General features: G+C 70.4%; 16 protein-coding genes. 11 read left to right on the forward strand and 5 right to left on the reverse strand.

Annotation, left to right across the window (positions count from 1 at the left end; all coding sequences use genetic code 11):
• Positions 1-91 precede the first annotated feature (91 nt).
• The gene (locus LJ657_RS13150; RefSeq protein WP_232648732.1) at positions 92-991 is read right to left on the reverse strand and encodes an N-acetylglucosamine kinase; all 900 of its coding nucleotides are present in this window, start codon (positions 989-991) and stop codon (positions 92-94) included.
• A gap of 337 nt (positions 992-1,328) precedes the next feature.
• Here LJ657_RS13150 and LJ657_RS13155 point away from each other — a divergent pair, with 337 nt between their 5' ends.
• From LJ657_RS13155 to LJ657_RS13180, 6 genes are all read left to right on the forward strand, one after another.
• Positions 1,329-2,462, forward strand: a complete 1,134-nt coding sequence (locus tag LJ657_RS13155; protein WP_232648733.1) for an ROK family transcriptional regulator — start codon at positions 1,329-1,331, stop codon at positions 2,460-2,462.
• A gap of 274 nt (positions 2,463-2,736) precedes the next feature.
• Entirely contained in the window at positions 2,737-4,068 is a 1,332-nt protein-coding gene (locus LJ657_RS13160; RefSeq protein ID WP_232648734.1) for an ABC transporter substrate-binding protein, read from the forward strand.
• A gap of 117 nt (positions 4,069-4,185) precedes the next feature.
• Positions 4,186-5,097, forward strand: coding sequence for a carbohydrate ABC transporter permease (locus LJ657_RS13165; RefSeq protein ID WP_232648735.1), 912 nt, complete (start codon positions 4,186-4,188; stop codon positions 5,095-5,097).
• The gene (locus LJ657_RS13170; protein WP_232648736.1) at positions 5,094-5,996 is read left to right on the forward strand and encodes a carbohydrate ABC transporter permease; all 903 of its coding nucleotides are present in this window, start codon (positions 5,094-5,096) and stop codon (positions 5,994-5,996) included. Before LJ657_RS13165 ends, LJ657_RS13170 begins: the two co-directional genes overlap by 4 nt.
• A gap of 2 nt (positions 5,997-5,998) precedes the next feature.
• Complete coding sequence (locus LJ657_RS13175) at positions 5,999-7,717, forward strand: hypothetical protein (protein ID WP_232648737.1); 1,719 nt, start codon at positions 5,999-6,001, stop codon at positions 7,715-7,717.
• Between the two features lie 49 nt (positions 7,718-7,766).
• Positions 7,767-9,599 (forward strand): hypothetical protein, encoded by a 1,833-nt coding sequence (locus LJ657_RS13180; RefSeq protein WP_232648738.1) that lies wholly within the window; start codon positions 7,767-7,769, stop codon positions 9,597-9,599.
• Here LJ657_RS13180 and LJ657_RS13185 read toward each other — a convergent pair.
• A complete protein-coding gene (locus LJ657_RS13185; RefSeq protein WP_232648739.1) occupies positions 9,589-10,245 on the reverse strand; it encodes a nucleoside/nucleotide kinase family protein in 657 nt (218 codons plus the stop codon). The two genes, LJ657_RS13180 and LJ657_RS13185, sit on opposite strands and share 11 nt — an antisense overlap.
• A 104-nt stretch (positions 10,246-10,349) precedes the next feature.
• Here LJ657_RS13185 and LJ657_RS13190 point away from each other — a divergent pair, with 104 nt between their 5' ends.
• The 3 genes from LJ657_RS13190 (at position 10,350) to nicT (ending at position 12,973) form a co-directional block, all read left to right on the forward strand.
• Entirely contained in the window at positions 10,350-10,745 is a 396-nt protein-coding gene (locus tag LJ657_RS13190) for a YybH family protein (protein ID WP_232648740.1), read from the forward strand.
• An 85-nt stretch (positions 10,746-10,830) separates the two neighbouring features.
• Entirely contained in the window at positions 10,831-11,685 is an 855-nt protein-coding gene (gene prcB, locus LJ657_RS13195; protein WP_232648741.1) for a proteasome subunit beta, read from the forward strand.
• Between the two features lie 139 nt (positions 11,686-11,824).
• Positions 11,825-12,973 (forward strand): Nickel transporter NicT, encoded by a 1,149-nt coding sequence (gene nicT / locus LJ657_RS13200; protein ID WP_232648742.1) that lies wholly within the window; start codon positions 11,825-11,827, stop codon positions 12,971-12,973.
• A gap of 21 nt (positions 12,974-12,994) precedes the next feature.
• Here the strand turns inward: nicT and LJ657_RS13205 are convergent, their stop codons facing one another.
• Positions 12,995-13,954: a hypothetical protein gene (locus tag LJ657_RS13205; RefSeq protein ID WP_232648743.1), complete on the reverse strand. Its 960-nt coding sequence runs from the start codon at positions 13,952-13,954 to the stop codon at positions 12,995-12,997.
• 11 nt (positions 13,955-13,965) lie between these two features.
• The gene (locus LJ657_RS13210) at positions 13,966-15,438 is read right to left on the reverse strand and encodes an APC family permease (protein ID WP_232648744.1); all 1,473 of its coding nucleotides are present in this window, start codon (positions 15,436-15,438) and stop codon (positions 13,966-13,968) included.
• A gap of 347 nt (positions 15,439-15,785) precedes the next feature.
• On the opposite strand from LJ657_RS13210, the gene LJ657_RS13215 reads away from it, so the two are divergent.
• Entirely contained in the window at positions 15,786-16,289 is a 504-nt protein-coding gene (locus LJ657_RS13215) for a DUF5709 domain-containing protein (protein WP_232648745.1), read from the forward strand.
• Between the two features lie 10 nt (positions 16,290-16,299).
• Here the strand turns inward: LJ657_RS13215 and sthA are convergent, their stop codons facing one another.
• A complete protein-coding gene (sthA, locus tag LJ657_RS13220; RefSeq protein ID WP_232648746.1) occupies positions 16,300-17,703 on the reverse strand; it encodes a Si-specific NAD(P)(+) transhydrogenase in 1,404 nt (467 codons plus the stop codon).
• 204 nt (positions 17,704-17,907) lie between these two features.
• Between sthA and LJ657_RS13225 the strand changes: the two genes are divergently transcribed.
• A complete protein-coding gene (locus LJ657_RS13225) occupies positions 17,908-19,038 on the forward strand; it encodes a sulfite oxidase (protein WP_232648747.1) in 1,131 nt (376 codons plus the stop codon).
• Positions 19,039-19,067: the final 29 nt, after the last annotated feature.

The following is a 19,067-nucleotide window of genomic DNA, read 5'->3' on the forward strand; positions in this document are numbered from 1 at the left end:
CTTTGAGCGAAGATCTACGGCCGGGTCCTGTCCCGTCGGCGAGAGCCCGGCGACTGTGACGTGTCGTGTGCGTGAACGGGGGCCGACCGGTTCACAGGATCGAACGCGCCAGTGCCACGGCACCCTCCACGGGCGGTGCGCGCAGCGGCTGCGGACGTGCTCCGGGCACGGACCGGGCGAGCGCTGTCGCGAACGCGCCGTAGAGCGCGGCCTGGGCGAGGACGGTGCTGCCCGCGACCACCACGTCGTCCACCACGACCCCGCGGGCGGCGAGCCGTTCCACCAGCGAGGCCAGCGAGCGGCCGGCCTCGGTGATCACCGTACGGGCGAGCGGTGAGCCCGCCTCGGCGGCCGCGAACACGACCGGCGCGTGCCGGCCCCACTGGGCGGAAATGTCCGTGGCGCTCTCCAACGCGGCGCCGAGCGCCGGTACTTCGGAGACTCCGAAGGACGCGAGGAGGCCCCGGGCGAGTTCGTCGGGTGCCTCCCCGCGGTCGTGCGCCGCCCATGCGGCCCGTGCGGCCTCGCGGACGAGACCGGCCGCGCCGCCCTCGTCGCCGAGCACCGCGCCCCAGCCGCCGACCTGGACGGAAGCCCCGTCGGCGAGCCGGCCCACCGCGACGGAACCGGTGCCGGCGACCAGACCGACCCCCTTGTCCAGTCCCGCGGCGGGCACCAGCAGTTCGGCGTCACCCACGACCAGCGCGGGCGCGTCGAAGTGCAGCTGCAGAGCGGTGCGTATCCGGGCGCACTGGCGCGGAGTCTCACAGGCGTGGCCACCCACGGCGACGGCCGCTGGACGTGCGCCCTGCGGCAGCGCGTCGGCGACCAGCGTGGCCAGCCAGCCGGTGGCGGCCACGGGGTCGTGCGGCCGCCAGCCGCTGCTGGTCCGGACATGGTCGGCGACCTGCTCGCTGCCGACGTGGGCACGCAGCTGCGTCTTGGTGCCACCCACGTCGATGCCGACCACGAGGGGGGTGAAGTCCTGCACGGATCCTCTTTCGTCATTGCGCTGGACAACGCGGTCCGGGAGCGCCCTGAAGGGGCGCGGGGAACTGCGCGACCAGCCACGACGGTGCCGCAGAGGACCGACGGCCCGTGCGGCACTCCCAGCGGAGCGCATTGCCTGCGACGGTTGGGCGAACCGTGCCTGAGAGTACGGGAGTTGGTGAACTAGGGAAGCCCCGGGACGGGCTTCAGACGGACACGGCAGGCGAGTACCGTGAAGTTCGTTAGGAAGTTAACTAACGAAGTACAGTGCGTCAAGAGGCATTGCGCACTCGACCACTGAGCGGCCCGTGACCCGTGGGAGAACTGTGATACACGACGTGGCGGAAGCCCCCCGTCTGACCGAGAGCGCAAGCGCGGTATTCGCCGTGCTCGCCGAGGCGGGCAGCGCGACCCGGCCGCAGCTCGCCAGCCTGGCGGGCCTGTCCAAACCCACCGTGTCCTCCGCCGTCGCGGAGCTGGAGAGTGCCCGGCTCGCCGCCCATTCCGGCACCGCCTCCGGCGGCACGGGCCGCTCCGCCGCCGTATACGGGCTCGGGCCTGCCGCCGGAGCTGTGCTCGCCGTCGACCTCGGCCCCGCCCTCACCCGGGTGCGCGGCTGCGCCCTGGACGGCACCCTGCTCGCCCAGGCCGCCGGGACCCGCAAGGACGCCGCCGACGTGGTGCGCGAGGCGCTCGCCGCGCTCCCGGCCGACGCCCCGCTGCGCACCGTCGTCGTCGCCGTCGGTGACGTCACCGCACGGGAGAAGGAGGGCGCCCGGATGCGCCCCGCCACGGCCAAGGCCGGCCCCGTCTTCGACGCCATGGCCGTCGCCCTGCCGCCGGGCGTTCCCGTCCACCTGGAGAACAACGTCAACTGCGCCGCGCTCGCCGAACTGCACGAGGGCGCCGCGCGCGGTCGGCGCACCTTCGGCTATCTGCGGATCGGCGTCGGTATCGGCCTCGGCATCGTGGTCGGCGGCCAGGTGCTGCGCGGAGCCAACGGTGCCGCCGGTGAGCTGGCCCGGCTGCCCTACCCCTGGGACGACGGCCGCGAGCCGCGTCACGAGGCCCTGGAGGAGTACATCGGCGCCCGCTCGCTGCTGAGGCGGGCGGCCGAGGCCTGGCGGGACGAGGACGGGCCGTGCCCGAGCACCGCCGAGCAGCTCTTCGCCCTGGCCGGCGAGGGCCGGGCGGCGGCCCGCGGTGTGGTCGGCCGCCATGCCGCCGACGTCGGCCGTCTCGCCGCCGCCGTGACCGCCGTACTGGACCCGGGACTGATCGTCCTGGGCGGCAGCACCGGCGCGGACCCGCAGGTACTGCCCGGTGTGCGGGCGGAACTCGCCCGGCTGAGCTGGCCCACCGAAGTCGTCAGCAGCACGGTCGGCGATCTCGGCACCGTCGTGGGCGCCGCCCGGCTCGCTGTCTCCCGAGGAGTCCAAACCGTGACCGAGGCCGTGGGGGCGAAGGATTGACGGCCTCCGACTCGACGTGCCAATGTCCGGACAAGCGCTTTCTAAGTCGGCCGGGACGCCGACTCCGGGTGAGCCTCCCGCCCGTACGCGAAGTACGGCAGCCGCACGAGGGCGTGCTTGTGCGACGACGGCCCTCATGGCCGGGGACTCCACCCGTCAAGGCGACGCGGCCGGGCGAGGCCGTGCCCCCGGAAAGCGAAATCTCCTGCAAAATGCACCCGTGCAGCCTCGGCTGGCGCCGTGCTCCGTCCAGTACGACGAAAAGGGATCGAAAATGACCAGTGTGGGTGTGCGGCGCTCCCGCCGACTCGGCCGCGGCGGCATACGCCGTGTGGTTCCCCTCGCTGCCGTGGCCACGGCAGGTGCCCTTCTGCTCACCGCCTGCGGCGGATCGGGGTCCGGCTCGGGCGGGAACTCCAAGTCGCTGACGTTCTGGATCTCCACGGTTCCGGGGCAGGACGCGGGCTGGAAGAAGCTGGTGGCGCAGTACAAGAAGGAAAACGGCGTCGACGTCAAGCTCGTCAACATCCCCTACGACGGCTACGCGACGAAGCTGCACAACGGGGCGCAGGCGAACTCCCTGCCCGACGTGGCGGCCGTGCCGGCGCTGGACCCGATCTGGTCGAACAAGCTCATCGACCTCAGCTCCATCGCCGGCAACAAGAGTTACAACATCAACTCCAACTTCCTGGCGAAGGACACGTCCGGGAAGGTGCTGGCCATCCCCTCGGACGTCACCGCGTCCGGCCTGTTCATCAACAAGACGCTGTTCAAGAAGGCGGGCGTCTCCTTCCCGGCCTCGCCCCAGAAGACCTGGACCTGGACCGACTTCATCGCGGCCGCCAACAAGGTCCGGGAGAAGACCGGCGCCAAGTACTCCCTGACCTTCGACCAGTCGCCGTCGCGACTGCGCGCCATGGTGTACGAGATGGGCGGCAAGTACGTCCACGCGGACTCCTCCGGCAAGTTCTCGGTGGACGCCGCGACCAAGAAGGCCGTGAGCACCTTCGTGGGATGGAACGACGACAAGACCATGCCGAAGTCGGTGTGGACCAGCGGCGCCGACCCGTCGGCCATGTTCCAGAGCGGTGACGTCGTCGCCTACTGGTCCGGGGTGTGGCAGGTGGCCGCCTTCTCGGAGAGCATCAAGAAGTTCGACTGGGCCAGCGTCCCGACCCCCGCCCAGCCCGTGCAGGCCAGTGACGTCAACAGCGGCGGCCTGATGGTGGGCTTCAACAACAACGGCGCCGCGGCGACCGCCGCGAAGAAGTTCATGACCTGGGTGTACGACCCGAAGCAGTACACCGAACTGGTCGAGAGCTCCGGGTTCCTCCCGGTCGAGAGCGGTCTGAACCCGAACTACCCCTTCAAGTCCGAGGCGGCGCAGTCGGCGTTCAAGCTGTACAACGAGGAGATCCCGCTCTACGCCCCGATCTCCGGCTACTTCAACGGCGCGCAGACCGCCTGGGTGCTGAAGGGCAAGAGCCTCACCACCGACCCGACCAAGACGGAGCTCGGCAAGGCGGTCAACGGCCAGCAGTCGGCCGACAAGGCCTTGGAGAACATCGTGACCGGCTACAACCAGCAGGTCGGCGGCGGATCATAGGCCACAGGGCCGGGCGGCGGGGCAGAGGCACCGCCGCCCGGCCCTGGGCGCCCGCGTGATGCCGGGCTCATGGCGTGAGCCCACCGGAATCCCTTCCACCAGCACGGAGTCAGGAAGATGACAAAACGCGCCTCGGACGTGTCCGCGAGCCCGCCCAGGAGACGCAGCAAGTACACCCTTGCGCCGCTCGTCCTCATCGCGGCCAATGTCGTGCTCTTCGCGCTGTTCTTCCTCTGGCCGGCGGTGATCGGGCTCGTCTACTCCTTCACGAACTACACGGGTGTGGGGGCATTCCAGTTCATCGGACTGGACAACTACCACAACCTGTTCGGGGACTCCACGTTCTACGACGCGCTGACCCGTACGCTGCTGTACGCCGTGCTCTTCGTACCGCTGAACTTCGCGCTCTCGTTGCTCGCCGCCAACCTGGTGGTGAACAAGCACGCCAAGGGCGCGTCGGTCGCGCGAATCATCTTCTTCATCCCGTGGCTGCTGTCGCCCATCGTCGTGGGTGTCCTGTGGCGGTGGCTGTTCGGTGAGAACTTCGGACTGGTCAACTACGTCATCGAGAAGCTCGGCGGAAGTGCCGTTCCGTGGCAGTCGAACGCGGACCTGTCGCTGCTGGTGGTGGTGATGGCGGCGTCCTGGGCCTGGACGGGATTCTCGATGCTGCTGTTCATCGCGGCGATCAAGAACGTACCGGTGTCGTACTACGAGGCGGCCGCGCTCGACGGCGCCGGACCGTGGCGCCAGTTCCTCAGCATCACGCTGCCGAGCATCGCACCGACCTCCTTCATCGTCATCCTGCTCAACACGATCAACGCGATGAAGGAATACCCGGTGTTCGTCTCCCTGAACAACGGCGGACCCGGAACGTCGAACAACCTGCTTGTCCAGTACATCTATCAGACCGGCTTCCAACGGGGCCAGATCGGCTACGCGAGCGCCGCGTCGTTCGTGCTCATGCTCATCCTGATGGCCGTCGCGATCATCCAGCTGATCGTCAACCGGCGGGTGGAGAACCGATGACAACCACAGAAATGCCGCGCCGGGCCGACGCCGGTCCCGGACGAGCCGTCTCCAAGAAGCGGCCCCACAGGGCGGACACCGGTGGGATCCGGCAGGCGGTCTCCGCGACGACACTGCTGTGGATCATGGCGTGCCTCTACGGGCTGCCGGTGCTGTGGTTCGTCCTCAGCTCGTTCAAGCCCGCCAGCGACCTGTTCTCCTATCCGCTGACGCTGGTCCCGCACAACCCCACGCTGTCGGGATTCAAGGCGGCGTGGGACAGCGCCAACTTCTCCCAGTACTTCATCAACACGGCCATCGTGTGCGTGATCACGACGATCCTCACGGTGGGAGTCAGCTGCTGCACCGGGTACGCCCTGGCCAAGTACGACAACAAGTGGCTCAAGGCCTTCTTCATCTGCATCCTGGCCACCACGATGCTGCCGGGCGAGGTCATGCTCGCCCCTGAGTTCCTGGTGGTCCGCAACCTCGGCCTCTACAACTCGTTCGCCGGCATCATCCTCCCGGCCGTGCTCACCGCGACCGGATGCTTCATGTTCCGCCAGTTCTTCCTGACGGTTCCCGACGAACTCGTGGAAGCCGCGCGCATCGACGGCGCCCGCGAACTGTCGATCTTCCTGCGGATCATGGTGCCGCTCTCCCGGCCCATCATGCTGACCCTCGCCATCCTGTCCTTCCAGTGGCGGTGGAACGACTACATCTGGCCGCTGCTGATGCTGAACGACCCCAACAAGTTCACCGTGCAGATCGGCATCCAGAGCATCGTCGGCGCGCAGAACATCAACTGGTCGGTACTGCTCGGCGCGTCGGTCATCTCCATGATCCCGCTGATCGTGATCTTCCTGGTCTTCCAGCGCTACGTCATGGGCGCCGACATCAACGCCGGACTGAAGGACTGACCTTGCACAACCCGCTCGACCAGGAGTTCGTCCGCGCGGCGGCCGCGGCTGCCGACCGGTCGGCCCTCCCGATGGCGGCCGCCCCCGACGAGGAGCCCGCCGGTGTGCCGCACCGTGGTCTGGCGCGCGGGGTGAAGACCCTGGTCGCGGCGTACCGTTCCCCGGACTCGGCACTGCACGGCAGCGAGCGGGCCGTCGCCGCCGCGACGACCCACCTGCGCGCCCTGCGGGCCGTGCAGACCGGCACCGGCCTCTTCGCCGGCGGCGACAACGTGCAGTCCCCGCCGGACTCCGCGTTCACCGTCAACGACGTGTGCGACGCGTACGTCCTCGCGGCGGGCGGAGGGCCGGAACTGCACGCGGTCAAGGCGGCGCTGGCCGAGATCGCCGACGCCGCCGCGGACAGTCTCCGGACCGGTGGGGTGCACACTCCGAACCACCGCTGGGAGCTGAGCGCGGCGCTCGCCCGTCTGCACCGGTCGTTCCCCGACGGCCGACTCCTCGAACGCGTCGAGGAGTGGCTCGCCGAGGGCGTCGACATCGACACGGGGGGCCTGTACTCGGAACGCAGTGCCGTCTACGCGTCCCTCGTGACCAACCCGTCGCTGCTGTTGCTGGCCGAGGTGCTCGGGCGTACCGACCTGATGGACGCCGTCGAACGCAACCTCGCCACGACCCTGGACCTGATCAGGCCGGACGGCACGGTGGAGACCGTCCACTCGCGCCGCCAGGACCAGAAGCTTTCGTTCCCGCTGTGGCCCTACCTGCCGCACTACCGGCTGCTCGCGATCCGCACCGGCCGGGGCGACTTCGCCCGCGCGGCCCGCCTGGCGGCCGCCGACGGCATCGACGACCCCGACCTGCTCGCCCAGACCCTCCTCACCCCGGATCTGCGCCGCGCCCTGCCGGCCCCGGACGCGGAGAAGCTCCCGCGCTACGGGTACCTCCCCACCGCGCGCCTCGCCGCACGCGCCTCGGCCACCGCGCACACCGTGGTGTACGGCGGCTCCGACGTGCCCGAGCACCGGCGCATCCGCTCGGGCCTCGCCTGCAACCCCACCTTCCTGCGCCTGTTCGCCGGTGCCGCCGTCCTCGACGCGGTCCGCCTCTCGCGGGTGTTCTTCGACCTGGGCCCGTTCCGTGCCGCCGACATGGAACAGCTCGCCGACAACCGGTACCGGCTCACCCAAACCCTCACAGCCGCCTACTACCAGCCGCTCCCGAAGGACCGGAGGCGCGACGACGGCGCCTACCGCCTGGTGGACGAGGGCCGCTTCTCCGCGGCGATGGCCTTCCCCGACCGCCCTCAGGACGAGGTGTCCCACACGACCCGCGTCGAGGTGGACCTGAGGGAGGACGGCGCCGACCTGCGGATCGACATCAGCGGCCCACCGGTGCCCTGGGCCCTCGAACTGACCTTCCGGCCGGGCGGCGAGCCGCAGGGCGCCGTACCGCTCGGCGACGGAAGCTGGTGTCTGACGACCGAGCCGTTGACCTACCGCGTCGGCGACGACGAGATCCGGGTCGAGGCCGCCGTCGAGGCGGGCGAACCGCTTGCCGGGCCGGACCGGAGCGACATACTGCGGTACGACCCGGGCCAGGACTACACCGTGGTGGGCGGCACCGACGCCACGACCGGGAACCGCGTCTACATCGGTGGACTCGGCCCGCACACCCTGACCCTCGCACTGCGCGCCCGCCGGCCCGCACCCGTCGTGTGACCCCGACGACCCACGCCACGGCCACCTCAGGCATGAAGGGCTGATCCCCGTGCACCTCCTCCACCAGCGCGGCCCGCTGCACGACCTCCCGGACACCCCGGAGGCGTACGACGCCGTCCTCGCCGACGTCGTCGAGCAAGCCCTGCGGCGGATGACCCCGGAGGGCAATCTCGAACACCCCGACTGCGTCGACGACATCGGCGACACCTCGCTCGGCATCACGTCCCTGCTGGTGCTCGCCCTGCAGCGCACCAAGGACACGCGGCTCCCGGAGGCGGTGCACCGCAGCCTCGCCTTCCACCTGCGCGAGCGGGTCCACCTCGACGACAATCCGGGCTACCCGAACCTGAGGATCCGCAACTCGGGCTTCCCGTACGCCCGTTACGTCCTGGAGGCGGGCGCCCACCCCATCGGCGACTGGCCGAGCACGGTCTGGGCGCTGCTTCAGGCGGTCGACATCCTCGACGCGCCGGACGGCCTGGTCGATGCCGACCAGCGCGCCCGACTGCTGGACGTGGCACGGGGCTACTGGCGTTGGCTGACCGAGGCGACCTTCTTCAACCCGCAGGAGGCCGGCAACCAGGCCATCGGGTGCGTGGTCGGTGGCCTGATGCTGGCACGGCATCTCCCGCCGGAGAAAGCGGAACCGGTCCGCGCCCGGGCGATCGGCCTGTACACCGACGAGATCCGCGCGCACCGGGTGACCGATCGGGGCGCCCTGCTGCCCCCGGAGCACGGTGGCGCCTACGACAACAACTACGGCCCGATCTCCCTCTCCTTCCTCGCCCAGGCCCACCGGGTCAGCGGCGAGGAGATCTTCGCGGAGGACGGCGACGCGCTCGCCCGCTACATCGACGCCCGCCTCACGGGCGGCGGCTTCGACAGCGGCGGTCCGCGCTACAGCGAGCAGCACTCCGGCTTCGAGTCGGTCCTCGGCCTGCGCTACTTCGGCCGCCGTATCGGCTCCGACCTGGGCCGCTACCGGGGCGACACCCGCTGGGGGCGGCACGCCGTGAAGCCCGACGGCGGTGTCGACGGGCACTTCGCATGGATGCTGGTCTGGCAGATCCAGGACCCCACGCGCTGGCACCGCACGCCCTCGACCGTGCCCGTGCGCCACCAGCTCCGGGCGGGCACCGTCTCGGTGGCCTTCGACGACCGTATGACCCCGTCGGTCGTCGAGGCGGGCGGCACCTACTACCTGCCCGCGGCCGTGAACCGCCAGCATGGCTTCGGCCCCGTGCTGGACGGATTCGTGTTCTGCCGTCCCATGGGCGAGGTCCGGGTACGGGATGTGCGCATCGACGGGCTGGCGGCGAAGCTGGTCACCAAGCCGGTGGTCGGCCGCGACCACGTCCTGCGGCACGTGCGGTCCCTCTACGTCACCGACGGCACGAGCCTGTGGACGGCGGTCGTCGTGGACCGCCTGCCCTCAGAGCCGTATCTGCTCGCCGGCCTGCCGTACGCGGCCGACGACGGCGACCGGGTGCGCCGGACCGCCGAGGGCGCCGTGGCGTCGGCGGGCACGCTCCGTCTGACCCACCCGCAGGCGCAGGGTTCGGAGCATTTCGACGCCCGTGCGGAACTCACCCAGGAACAGGCGGCCTTCGCGCTCGCCGCCGACCCGCGGGGCTACGGCAACCCCGACGACGGCTGGCGCCACCTGGTGAGCTCCACCGCCCTGGAGGCGGGCCCGGTCCCGGGCGCACCGGATGATCTGCATGCGTTCGCCGTACGGTACGGCTCCGCGGCGCCGCTCACGCTGTCGGTCGAACGGGCGGCGGACGGGCTGCGCATCGAAACCTCGGCCTTCACCGCGGTGATCGGCGCCGACGACGAGCGGGGTGAGCCGCAGCTGACGCTGCGCGCGGTCAGCCCTTGAGGGCGAGTGCGTCCACCGGCACCACCAGGTCCGCCCGGTCACGGGTCGCGGCGACCAGCTCCGCGTTGCGCTGGTCGCTGCGCAGCACCCAGGCCACTGCCTCCTGGTGCGCCTTGCCGAACTCCTCGTGCCGGGCGATCAGCCGCCGGAGGCGTTCCCGCTCGTCCAGTTCGCAGAACCACACCTCGTCGAGCCGGCTGCGGACGCGGGGCCAGGCGCCCGTGTCCAGCAGCAGGTAGTTGCCCTCGGTCACCACCAGCCGTGCCGTCGGCGGCACCGGGACGGCGCCCGCGATCGGCTGCTCCAGCACCCGCTCGAACCCCGGCGCGTACACCACGCCGGCCTCGTCGTTCTCGCGCAGGCGGGCCAGCAGTGCCGCGTACCCGGCCGCGTCGAAGGTGTCGGGCGCTCCCTTGCGGTCCCGGCGGCCCAGCCGGTCCAGCTCGGCGTCGGCGAGGTGGAAGCCGTCCATGGGGACGTGCGCGACCCACGGCTGCTCCGCCGTCCCGTTCAGCTCCCGCACCAGGTTCTCCGCGAGGGTCGACTTGCCTGCCCCCGGGCTGCCGGTGATGCCCAGGACGGCGCGGCGCCCGCCTCGGGAGAGCGCGCGGGCACGGGTCAGCAGATCGTCGAAAGTCAGCGGCACACGGCAGAGTGTGTCACCCGGGTGGCGGTGCGATGAACTGCGGCGGCGCGGGGAGGCGTCTCAGTACAGGGGACACGTCCGTGGTGAGGAAGGGAGCCGGTGCCGTGCCCGACGACGCAGCGCAGATCCGCACACTGATCGAGAAGTGGGCCGAGTCCGTCCACCGCGGCGACCTCGACGGAGTCCTGGCCGATCATGCCGAGGACATCGTGATGTACGACGTCCCGCCCCCGCACGAGGGCATCCACGGACTGGCCGCCTACCGCGCGAGCTGGCCGCCGTTCTTCGCGTGGCAGGCCCAGGGCGCCTGCTTCGACATCGAGTCCCTGCACGTCACCGCCGGCACCGACGTCGCCTACGCGCACGCACTCCTGCGCTGCGCCACCCCGCAGGAACTGGCCGAACACCCCACGCTCCGCCTGCGGTTGACGTTCGGCCTGCGCAAGGAGCGGGACCGCTGGCTGGTCGCGCACGAACACCACTCGTTCCCCCACGACTGACGAGCCCCGCGCCTGCTACTGGCGTTTCCCGCGGTCCTGGTTCAGGTAGGAGTCGGATGTCGGGCCGACGAGGAGGGGGAGTGGCATGACCGCGAGTGACACGGACGGCCGGTTGGGGGAGGAGTTCTTCACTCCGGGAACCGCGTCCTTCACCGAGTTCCTGGCTGCGCACCGCCCCGAACTGCTGCCCACGCGCCGCCCCTTCCCGGACGGTGTCCGGGCCGAGCCCGGCCAATTCCCGCACGGCACCACCGTGCTCGCCCTCGCCTACCGGGACGGCGTGCTGATCGCCGGCGACCGCCGCGCCACGATGGGCAACCTCATCGCCCAGCGCGACCTGGAGAAGGTGCACCCTGCGGACGACCACACCGCCGTGGCCTTCGCCGGCTCCGTCGGACTCGCTCTGGACATGGTGAAGCTGTACCAGGTCGAGCTGACGCACTTCGAGAAGATCGAGGGCATCCCGATGACCCTCAACGCGAAGGCGAGGCGCCTGTCGGGCATGATCCGGCAGAACCTCGGCCAGGCCATGCAGGGCCTCGCCGTCGTACCGCTCCTGACCGGCTACGACGAGTCCGCCCCGGACGGCGAGAAGGGCCGCATCTTCAGCTTCGACGTCGTCGGCGGCCTGTACGAGAAGACGGACTTCCACGCCGAGGGCTCCGGATCGCCGTACGCCCGGGGCGCGCTCAAGAAGCTGTTCCGCAAGGGCATGGACCGGCGCGAGGCGGCACTGGCCGCCCTCCAGGCGCTCTACGACGCGGCCGACGACGACTCCGCGACCGGCGGCCCGGACATCAACCGCCGTATCTTCCCCATCGTGTCGGTGATCACCGAGGAGGGCTTCGAGCGGCTGTCGGAGCCCGAGACGGAGGCGCTGAGCCGCGAGATGGCCGAGCAGCGCCGCAGCCGGCCGGACGGGCCGACCGCCGCTCCCTGAGAGCGGACCCGGGCTTTGGTCTTTCCCCTTCCATGGTGAAGAGCTGTCGCGGCCTTTGCTGCACATAATGTGCAAGTACTGGAGTATGGCACCAGGTTGCGGACGCAGCCGCTGTGCACCCGAAAGAAGACCTCCCCGAATGACGGCCGCCCCCGACACCGCTTCGCCCCTCCCCGTCAAGCGCCCGGCCTGGCAACGCGTCCGCAGTTCCATGACACGGGAGGAGTGGACCAGAATCGGCGGGATGGCAGCGTTCGTGCTGGCCCTGCACGTCGTTGGCTGGTTCACGCTCGTCGGGATCGTCGCACCCGAGCACTACAGCGTCGGCACGCAGTCCTTCGGTGTCGGCATCGGCATCACCGCGTACACGCTCGGCATGCGGCACGCCTTCGACGCCGACCACATCGCCGCGATCGACAACACCACCCGCAAGCTGATGGGCGAGGGACAGCGGCCCCTGTCGGTCGGCTTCTGGTTCTCGCTCGGGCACTCCAGCGTCGTCTTCGCCCTGGCGCTGCTGCTCTCCTTCGGCGTCAAGGCCGTGGCGGGACCGGTCCGCGACGACAACTCCCGGCTCCACGACCTCACCGGCCTGATCGGCACGACCGTCTCCGGGACCTTCCTCTACCTCATCGCGGTCATCAACATCGTGATCATGGCGGGGATCTGGAAGGTCTTCCGGCGCATGCGCTCCGGCCAGTTCGACGAGGCGGCCCTGGAGGAACAGCTCAACAACCGCGGCTTCATGAACCGCCTGCTGGGCCGGGTGATGAAGTCGGTCACCAAGCCCTGGCAGATGTACCCGCTCGGCCTGCTCTTCGGCCTCGGGTTCGACACCGCCACCGAGATCGCCCTGCTCGTGCTGGCCGGCTCCGGCGCCGCCTCGGGACTTCCCTGGTACGCGATCCTGTGCCTGCCGGTCCTGTTCGCCGCCGGCATGTCCCTCCTCGACACCATCGACGGCTCGTTCATGAACTTCGCCTACGACTGGGCCTTCTCCAAGCCGGTCCGGAAGGTCTACTACAACCTCACCATCACCGGCCTCTCGGTCGCCGTCGCGCTGCTCATCGGCACCGTCGAACTCCTCGGTCTGCTCGCCCAGCAGTTCGGCCTGCACGGGGCGTTCTGGGACTGGATCGCCGGCCTCGACCTCAACACCGTCGGCTTCGTCATCGTCGGCCTGTTCTTCGCCACCTGGACCGCGGCCCTGCTGGTGTGGAAGCTGGGCCGCATCGAGGAGAAGTGGACAGCGGGCCTGTCCCGGCCCGCGGAACAGCCCGCGGACTAGACCCGCCGTCCGTTCAGGCTCTCAGTCCCGCAGCTTCAGCTCCTTGCGCCACTTGACGAACTGCTGGTCCGGATCTCCCGTGTACGACCAGGGAGTCCGTGTGGCCCGGCGCCCCAGCATCCCCAGCACGGTGGCGGCGACCTCCGGAACACGAGCGTTGCAGGCCGCGTGTGCCAGGTGGTTGAGGTCGCGCAGTTCGCCGGGGGCGATGCCGCTGTCCGTGCGGCCCATGATCCAGCGCTGCCAGGTGCGGCGCACGTCGCTGACCGCACCGTCGTGGTTCCAGTGCTGTCCGAGACCCACCGCGGACTGGCTGCCCTGCGCCGTGTCGAGGGCGTAGCGGTACTCCTCCACCCGCGCGTACTGCACCAGAACCGGCAGTGCGCAGCCCGCGGGTGCCACTCCGGCCGCGTCGCGGGCGAAGTCGTACATGAGGCCGTGGGTGCCGTGCCAGCGTGCCGAGTAGTAGTGCAGGACCTGGAGGTGGCCCTCCACGCTGTACGGGTCCCGCTGGTGCAACTCGTCCCACCAGCGCGACAGTTCCTGGCGCCGCACCCCCGAGGAGTAGAGCCGGGCCACCGAGATCAGGGAGATCCACGGCGTCGGGTCGTCCAGGTATGCCTCCGCGGCCTGCAGACAGGCCGTCACCGCGGTGTCGATGCGGTGCTGGTCGATCGGCACGCCCCGGCCCGCGGCGACGGCCAGGTTGAACGCGCGGGCCGTCTCCGTCGCCGCCCGCAGCACCAGCGCGTCACCGCTGTGGGGCTCGGCCGCCAGCCACGACTCCACCGTCGAACTGCTCGCGCAGGCCTGTGCGAGCAGCCGGACGCGGTGGCCGCGCGAGAGCCAGTCCGGGCCGGTGGCCCGCAGCAGGTCCCTGAGGCCCTGCCAGCGGCCGATGACGATGTCGTGACGTGCGTTGGTCAGGGACGCGTCCCCGCAGTCGGGGTCGTAGTCGGGAGCGAATCGGTCTCTCGCCATCGGGGTCTGCCTCAGAAGTCGGTGGAGAGACCTTCGTGGACACGGGTGTTCCCCGCCGGCCGGTCGTCGGGCACGTACTCCGCCTCGACGGTGCGGCTGGCGTCCAGGCGGGCGGGCCGGTAGTAGTCGCTGCCCCGCCTCCAGTACCAGAGCATCGGGACCAGTCCGACGGCGAGCCCGCCGATGCCGATCGCGATCGCCGCGGTGTCGAGTTCGCTCAGCGACTCGGCGAAGATCCAGAACATGAACAGCGCACCGAACAGCGGCCACAACCCGCCGAGCAGGAGGTTCGCGGCCGACTTCAGCAGCATCTTGCGGTACGCCACGACCACCGCGAGGCCCGCCAGGCCGTAGTACACGGAGATCTGCAGACCGATCGCCGAGATCGCGTCGGAGAGGATGTCGCCCACCGAGCCGAGCGCGTTGGAGGCGATGAACATCGCCAGCGCCACCCCGCCCACCACCGTGATGGCCACCCACGGGGTGTTCCACGTACGGTGCACCCGACCCAGCGCGGACGGCATCGTACGGTCGCGCCCCATCGCGAACAGCGAGCGCGTGACCTGGATGAGAGTGGTCTCCAGGGTGGCGATGGTCGACAGCATCACCGCCACGATCAGCAGCTTGCCGCCCCAGCCCGGCCAGATCGCCTCGCCGAGCGCGCCCAGCACGTTCGCGTCGTTCGCCTCGATCTGCTTCGAGGTCAGGATGACGTTCACCGCGATGGTGAACACCTCGAAGAGCAGGAAGACGATGCCCACCCCGATCAGGCCCGCGAGTCCCGTCGTACGACGGCTGTTACGGGTCTCCTCGCTCAGGTTGCTGGTGACGTCCCAGCCCCAGTAGTAGAAGGCGGCGACGAGTGCGCCCGACGCGAAGCCCGACACCCCGTCGAAGTGCGAGAAGCCGAGCCAGGACCAGTCGAACGCGCGGGCGTTGCCGGTGTGGAAGACGGCGAGCACCGCGAACAGCGCCAGTATCGCCAGCTCGACGCCCGACATGACGAGCTGGGCGCGGACGGTGAGCCGGGCGCCGCCCAGCACCACGAGCAGCATGATGACGAACCAGGCCGCGCCGACCACCGTCGACAGCGCGGTGTTGTCGGCGAGGCCCTCGTCGAACAGAGCGAGGGTCATCGACCCTGCGGGCAGTGAGCCGGCCACCATGAAGATGGTCGCCGAGATGACCAGCGCCCAGCCGCTGATGAACCCGAGAAAGGGATGGAGTGTGCGCCCCACCCAGGAGTAACTGGCGCCCGCGTTCACGTCGATACGGCCGAGATAGCTGAACGCCAGCGCGATTCCCAGCATGGGTATCGCGCAGTACAGCAGCGCGGCCGGGCTGGCCAGGCCCACCGCGCCGACGAGGACGGCGGTGGTCGCGGCGATCGAGTACGCCGGAGCGCTGCCCGCGACTGCCATCACCACGGTGTCGAACGTACCGAGGGCGTTGGCCTGCAGCCCTCTGCCCCTGCTGTTGCTCATGGTTGCGCTGCTTTCCGTCTTGCACGACGCGAGGGCGACCCGCCCCGACGGCGTAGGGGGAGGTGGGGGGTTGTGAACCCGCCCCGGACCACCGAGGGTTGGCCTCGGAGCAGATCAAGGGCAGCGAAAAACGAGGGGGTGGTGGAGAGCGCACGGCCGCCTGCGTTGTCGTTCGGTCACGCCGTGTATGCGAGTGATGATAGCCCTACTCCTTGACCTTTCAAGATTGACCAAGGGGTAACCTCCTGCGCCGCCGGGGACTCCAGTGGTTGGACGGCGCGCAACGGGAAACGCGGATCGGGACACCGTACGAAGACGACCCGCCGCAGCGCCCGAGGGAGGCACTCATGGGCAGCGAACGCACGCGCCCCGAACCGATGGCCGACGACGCCTACCAGCCCACCGCGACGAACGAGGAGCAGGAGGACGCGGCGCCGCTCGACCTGCAGGACGCCATCGACGAACGCACCTACGACGACACCCTCGACGAGGGCTACTCCCCACCGGAGAAGCCCCTTGGCGTCACCAAACACGGCACGACCGCCGCCGAGCAGCGCACCGGCGAGAGCCTCGACGAACGGCTCGCCGAGGAGGTCCCCGACGGGGCCGGGCCCGCTGGTGACGAGCTCGGCGACCTCCCCGGAGGCGAGGGCGAACCGGTCGACCCCGAGGCCGGCACGGAACGCGCGGGCCGCCTGGTCGCGCCGGACGAGGGCGCCCACCCCGACAGGACCAAGGAAGCGGTCGCCGACGACGTGGGCATCGACGGCGGTGCGGCCCGCGCAGACGAGGCCGCCGTCCACATCGTCGAGGACGGGACGCGGCTGCCCGACGCCGGCCAGGACCGCTGACGCCGGCCCGTCAGTCGCCGATCCGGTCGATCTGCCGGAGCTTGTTCGTGGCGTCGAGGGCGGCTACCTTGTAGGACTCCGCCAGCGTCGGGTAGTTGAAGACCGCGTCGACCAGGTAGTCGACGGTGCCGCCGCAGCCCATCACCGACTGGCCGATGTGGATGAGCTCGGTGGCACCGGTGCCGAAGCAGTGCACGCCGAGCAGGGTGCGGTCCTCGGGGGACACCAGCAGCTTCAGCATGCCGTGCGAGTCTCCGATGATCTGGCCCCGGGCCAGTTCGCGGTAGCGGGAGATGCCGACCTCGAACGGCACGCAGCCCTCGGTGAGTTGGTCCTCGGTCCGCCCGACGAAGCTGATCTCCGGGATGGTGTAGATGCCGATGGGCTGCAGGCTCTGCATCCGGCCGACCGGCTCGCCGCAGGCGTGGTAGGCGGCCGACCGTCCCTGCTCCATCGACGTCGCGGCCAGTGCGGGGAAGCCGATCACGTCGCCGACGGCGTAGATGTGCGGCACCTCGGTTCGGTAGTGCTCGTCGACGGTGATCCGACCGCGCCTGTCCGCGGACAAGCCGGCCTTGTCCAGGTCGAGTTCGTCCGTCAGGCCCTGCCGGCCCGCCGAGTACATCACCGCGTCGGCCGGTATCTTCTTGCCGCTCTCCAGGACGGTGAGCGTGCCGCGCGGATGCCGTTCCACCGCGCCGACGGTCTCGCCGAACCGGAACGTCACCGCGAGATCCCGCAGGTGGTACTTGAGCGACTCGATGACCTCGACGTCGCACATGTCGAGCATCCCGGCACGCTTCTCGACGACCGTCACCTTGCTGCCGAGCGCGGCGAACATGGAGGCGTACTCCATGCCGATGACCCCCGCACCGACGATGACCATGGAACGCGGCACGCGTTCCAGCGCCAGCACGTTGTCGGAGTCCATGATCGTACGGCCGTCGAACTCGACGCTGTCGGGCCGGGCCGGCCTGGTACCGGTGGCGATGACGATGTGCTCCGCGCTGAGCAGCCGTTCGTTGCCGGTGACCTCGCGCAGCGCGATGGTGTGCGGGTCGACGAAACTGCCGGTGCCGGCGAAGAGGGAGACGTGGTTGCGGGAGAGCTGGCTGCGGATGACGTCGACCTCCCGGCCGACCACGTGCTGGGTGCGCGAGGTCAGGTCGGAGACGGTGATGTCCTCCTTCAGCCGGTAGCTCTGCCCGTACAGATCGCGCTGGGTGAGACCGGTCAGGTACAGCACCGCCTCGCGCAGGGTCTTGGAGGGGATGGTTCCGGTGTGGATGGAGACCCCGCCGACCATGTCGGGGCGGTCGACGACGGCGACCCGGCGGCCGAGCTTGGCCGCGGCGATGGCGGCCTTCTGCCCACCCGGGCCGGATCCGATGACAAGCATGTCGAAGTCGGGCACCTTCCGGAGTCTGTCAGCCCCGCCCCCCGCTTCGAAAGACTGAACGGGCAACGATCGCCCACGAAGTGACGGGGCGGGAGCCCCCGAAGGGGCGCGGGACTGCATCGATATGCGGCTCCGCCGCGTGGGCGCGACCAGCCACGATGAACCCGCGGACAACTGACGGCACATCGCGGCACACCCCGGCGGAGCGATAATGCAGCTATGGGCCATCGACTCGCCGACGCGAGCACCCCCGCCCGGCTGGCCGCACCCGACGAGGGCATCGGCCGGGACGAACTGGCGCTCGCCACCCGCAACCACGGCCTCCCCCTCGAGGCACTGCGCTACGACGTCACCCCGCCGGGTCTGCACTACCTGCTGACGCACTACGACATCCCGTACGTCCCCGACGGCACACCCTGGCCGCTGACCGTCGGAGGCCGGGTCCGCCGTGCGCTGCAGCTGGACCTGGCCGAACTGCGCGCCCGTCCCCAGGTCACCACGCGCGTGACCATGGAGTGCGCGGGCAACGGCCGCGCCCTGCTGGCCCCCCGTCCGGTCAGCCAGCCCTGGCTCGTCGAGGCGGTCGGCACCGCCGAGTGGACGGGCGTACCGCTGCGGCTGCTGCTCGCCGAGGCCGGAGTGCAGCCCGAGGCCGTCGACGTGGTCTTCACCGGCGCCGACCACGGTGTGGAACGCGGCGTCGAGCAGGACTACCAGCGGTCCCTGCCGGTGGAGGTGGCCATGGGCACCGAGCCCGAAGTGCTGGTGGCGTACGCGATGAACGGTGCCCCCCTGCTGCCCCAGCACGGCCACCCGCTGCGCCTGATCGTGCCCGGCTGGTACGGCATGGCACAGGTGAAGTGGCTCCGCGAGATCACTGTCACCGACGCACCGTTCACGGGATTCCAGCAGGCCGTCGCCTACCGGCTCCGGCAGGACTCCGCCGACGAGGGCCGACCGGTCACCCGGATCGAGCCGCGAGCCCTGCTGATCCCGCCCGGCTTCCCGGACTTCATGTCCCGCTCCCGCGTGCTGCGACCCGGCCCGGTGACGCTGGAGGGCCGAGCCTGGTCGGGGCGGGCACCGCTCGCGCGGGCCGAGGTGAGCACGGACGCCGGGCGCACCTGGCACGAGGCCGAACTGGAACCCGACGGCGGGCGCCGGTGGGCATGGCGGCGCTGGCACCTCGAATGGACGGCGACCCCCGGCGAGCACGTGCTGAGCGCGCGGGCCACCGACGCCGAAGGACACACCCAGCCGCTGGAACAGCACTGGAACCGTGGCGGCTTCACCAACAACCTCGTCCAGCGGGTGCCGGTGCTGTGCCTGGAGCCCGGCGACACGGACTGAACCGGCACCGGGTCTCCAGAGGGGCGTAC

It is taken from the genome of Streptomyces guryensis (genome assembly GCF_021261325.1).
Classification (GTDB): domain Bacteria; phylum Actinomycetota; class Actinomycetes; order Streptomycetales; family Streptomycetaceae; genus Streptomyces; species Streptomyces guryensis.

What these genes read in the sequence shown, in the direction of transcription:
- LJ657_RS13160 (WP_232648734.1), top strand. Translation starts at nt 2,737, where the DNA reads ATGACCAGTGTGGGTGTGCGGCGCTCCCGCCGACTCGGCCGCGGCGGC.
- LJ657_RS13165 (WP_232648735.1), top strand. Translation starts at nt 4,186, where the DNA reads ATGACAAAACGCGCCTCGGACGTGTCCGCGAGCCCGCCCAGGAGACGC.
- LJ657_RS13170 (WP_232648736.1), top strand. Translation starts at nt 5,094, where the DNA reads ATGACAACCACAGAAATGCCGCGCCGGGCCGACGCCGGTCCCGGACGA.
- prcB (WP_232648741.1), top strand. Translation starts at nt 10,831, where the DNA reads ATGACCGCGAGTGACACGGACGGCCGGTTGGGGGAGGAGTTCTTCACT.
- nicT (WP_232648742.1), top strand. Translation starts at nt 11,825, where the DNA reads ATGACGGCCGCCCCCGACACCGCTTCGCCCCTCCCCGTCAAGCGCCCG.
- LJ657_RS13205 (WP_232648743.1), bottom strand. Translation starts at nt 13,954, where the DNA reads ATGGCGAGAGACCGATTCGCTCCCGACTACGACCCCGACTGCGGGGAC.
- LJ657_RS13210 (WP_232648744.1), bottom strand. Translation starts at nt 15,438, where the DNA reads ATGAGCAACAGCAGGGGCAGAGGGCTGCAGGCCAACGCCCTCGGTACG.
- LJ657_RS13215 (WP_232648745.1), top strand. Translation starts at nt 15,786, where the DNA reads ATGGGCAGCGAACGCACGCGCCCCGAACCGATGGCCGACGACGCCTAC.
- LJ657_RS13225 (WP_232648747.1), top strand. Translation starts at nt 17,908, where the DNA reads ATGGGCCATCGACTCGCCGACGCGAGCACCCCCGCCCGGCTGGCCGCA.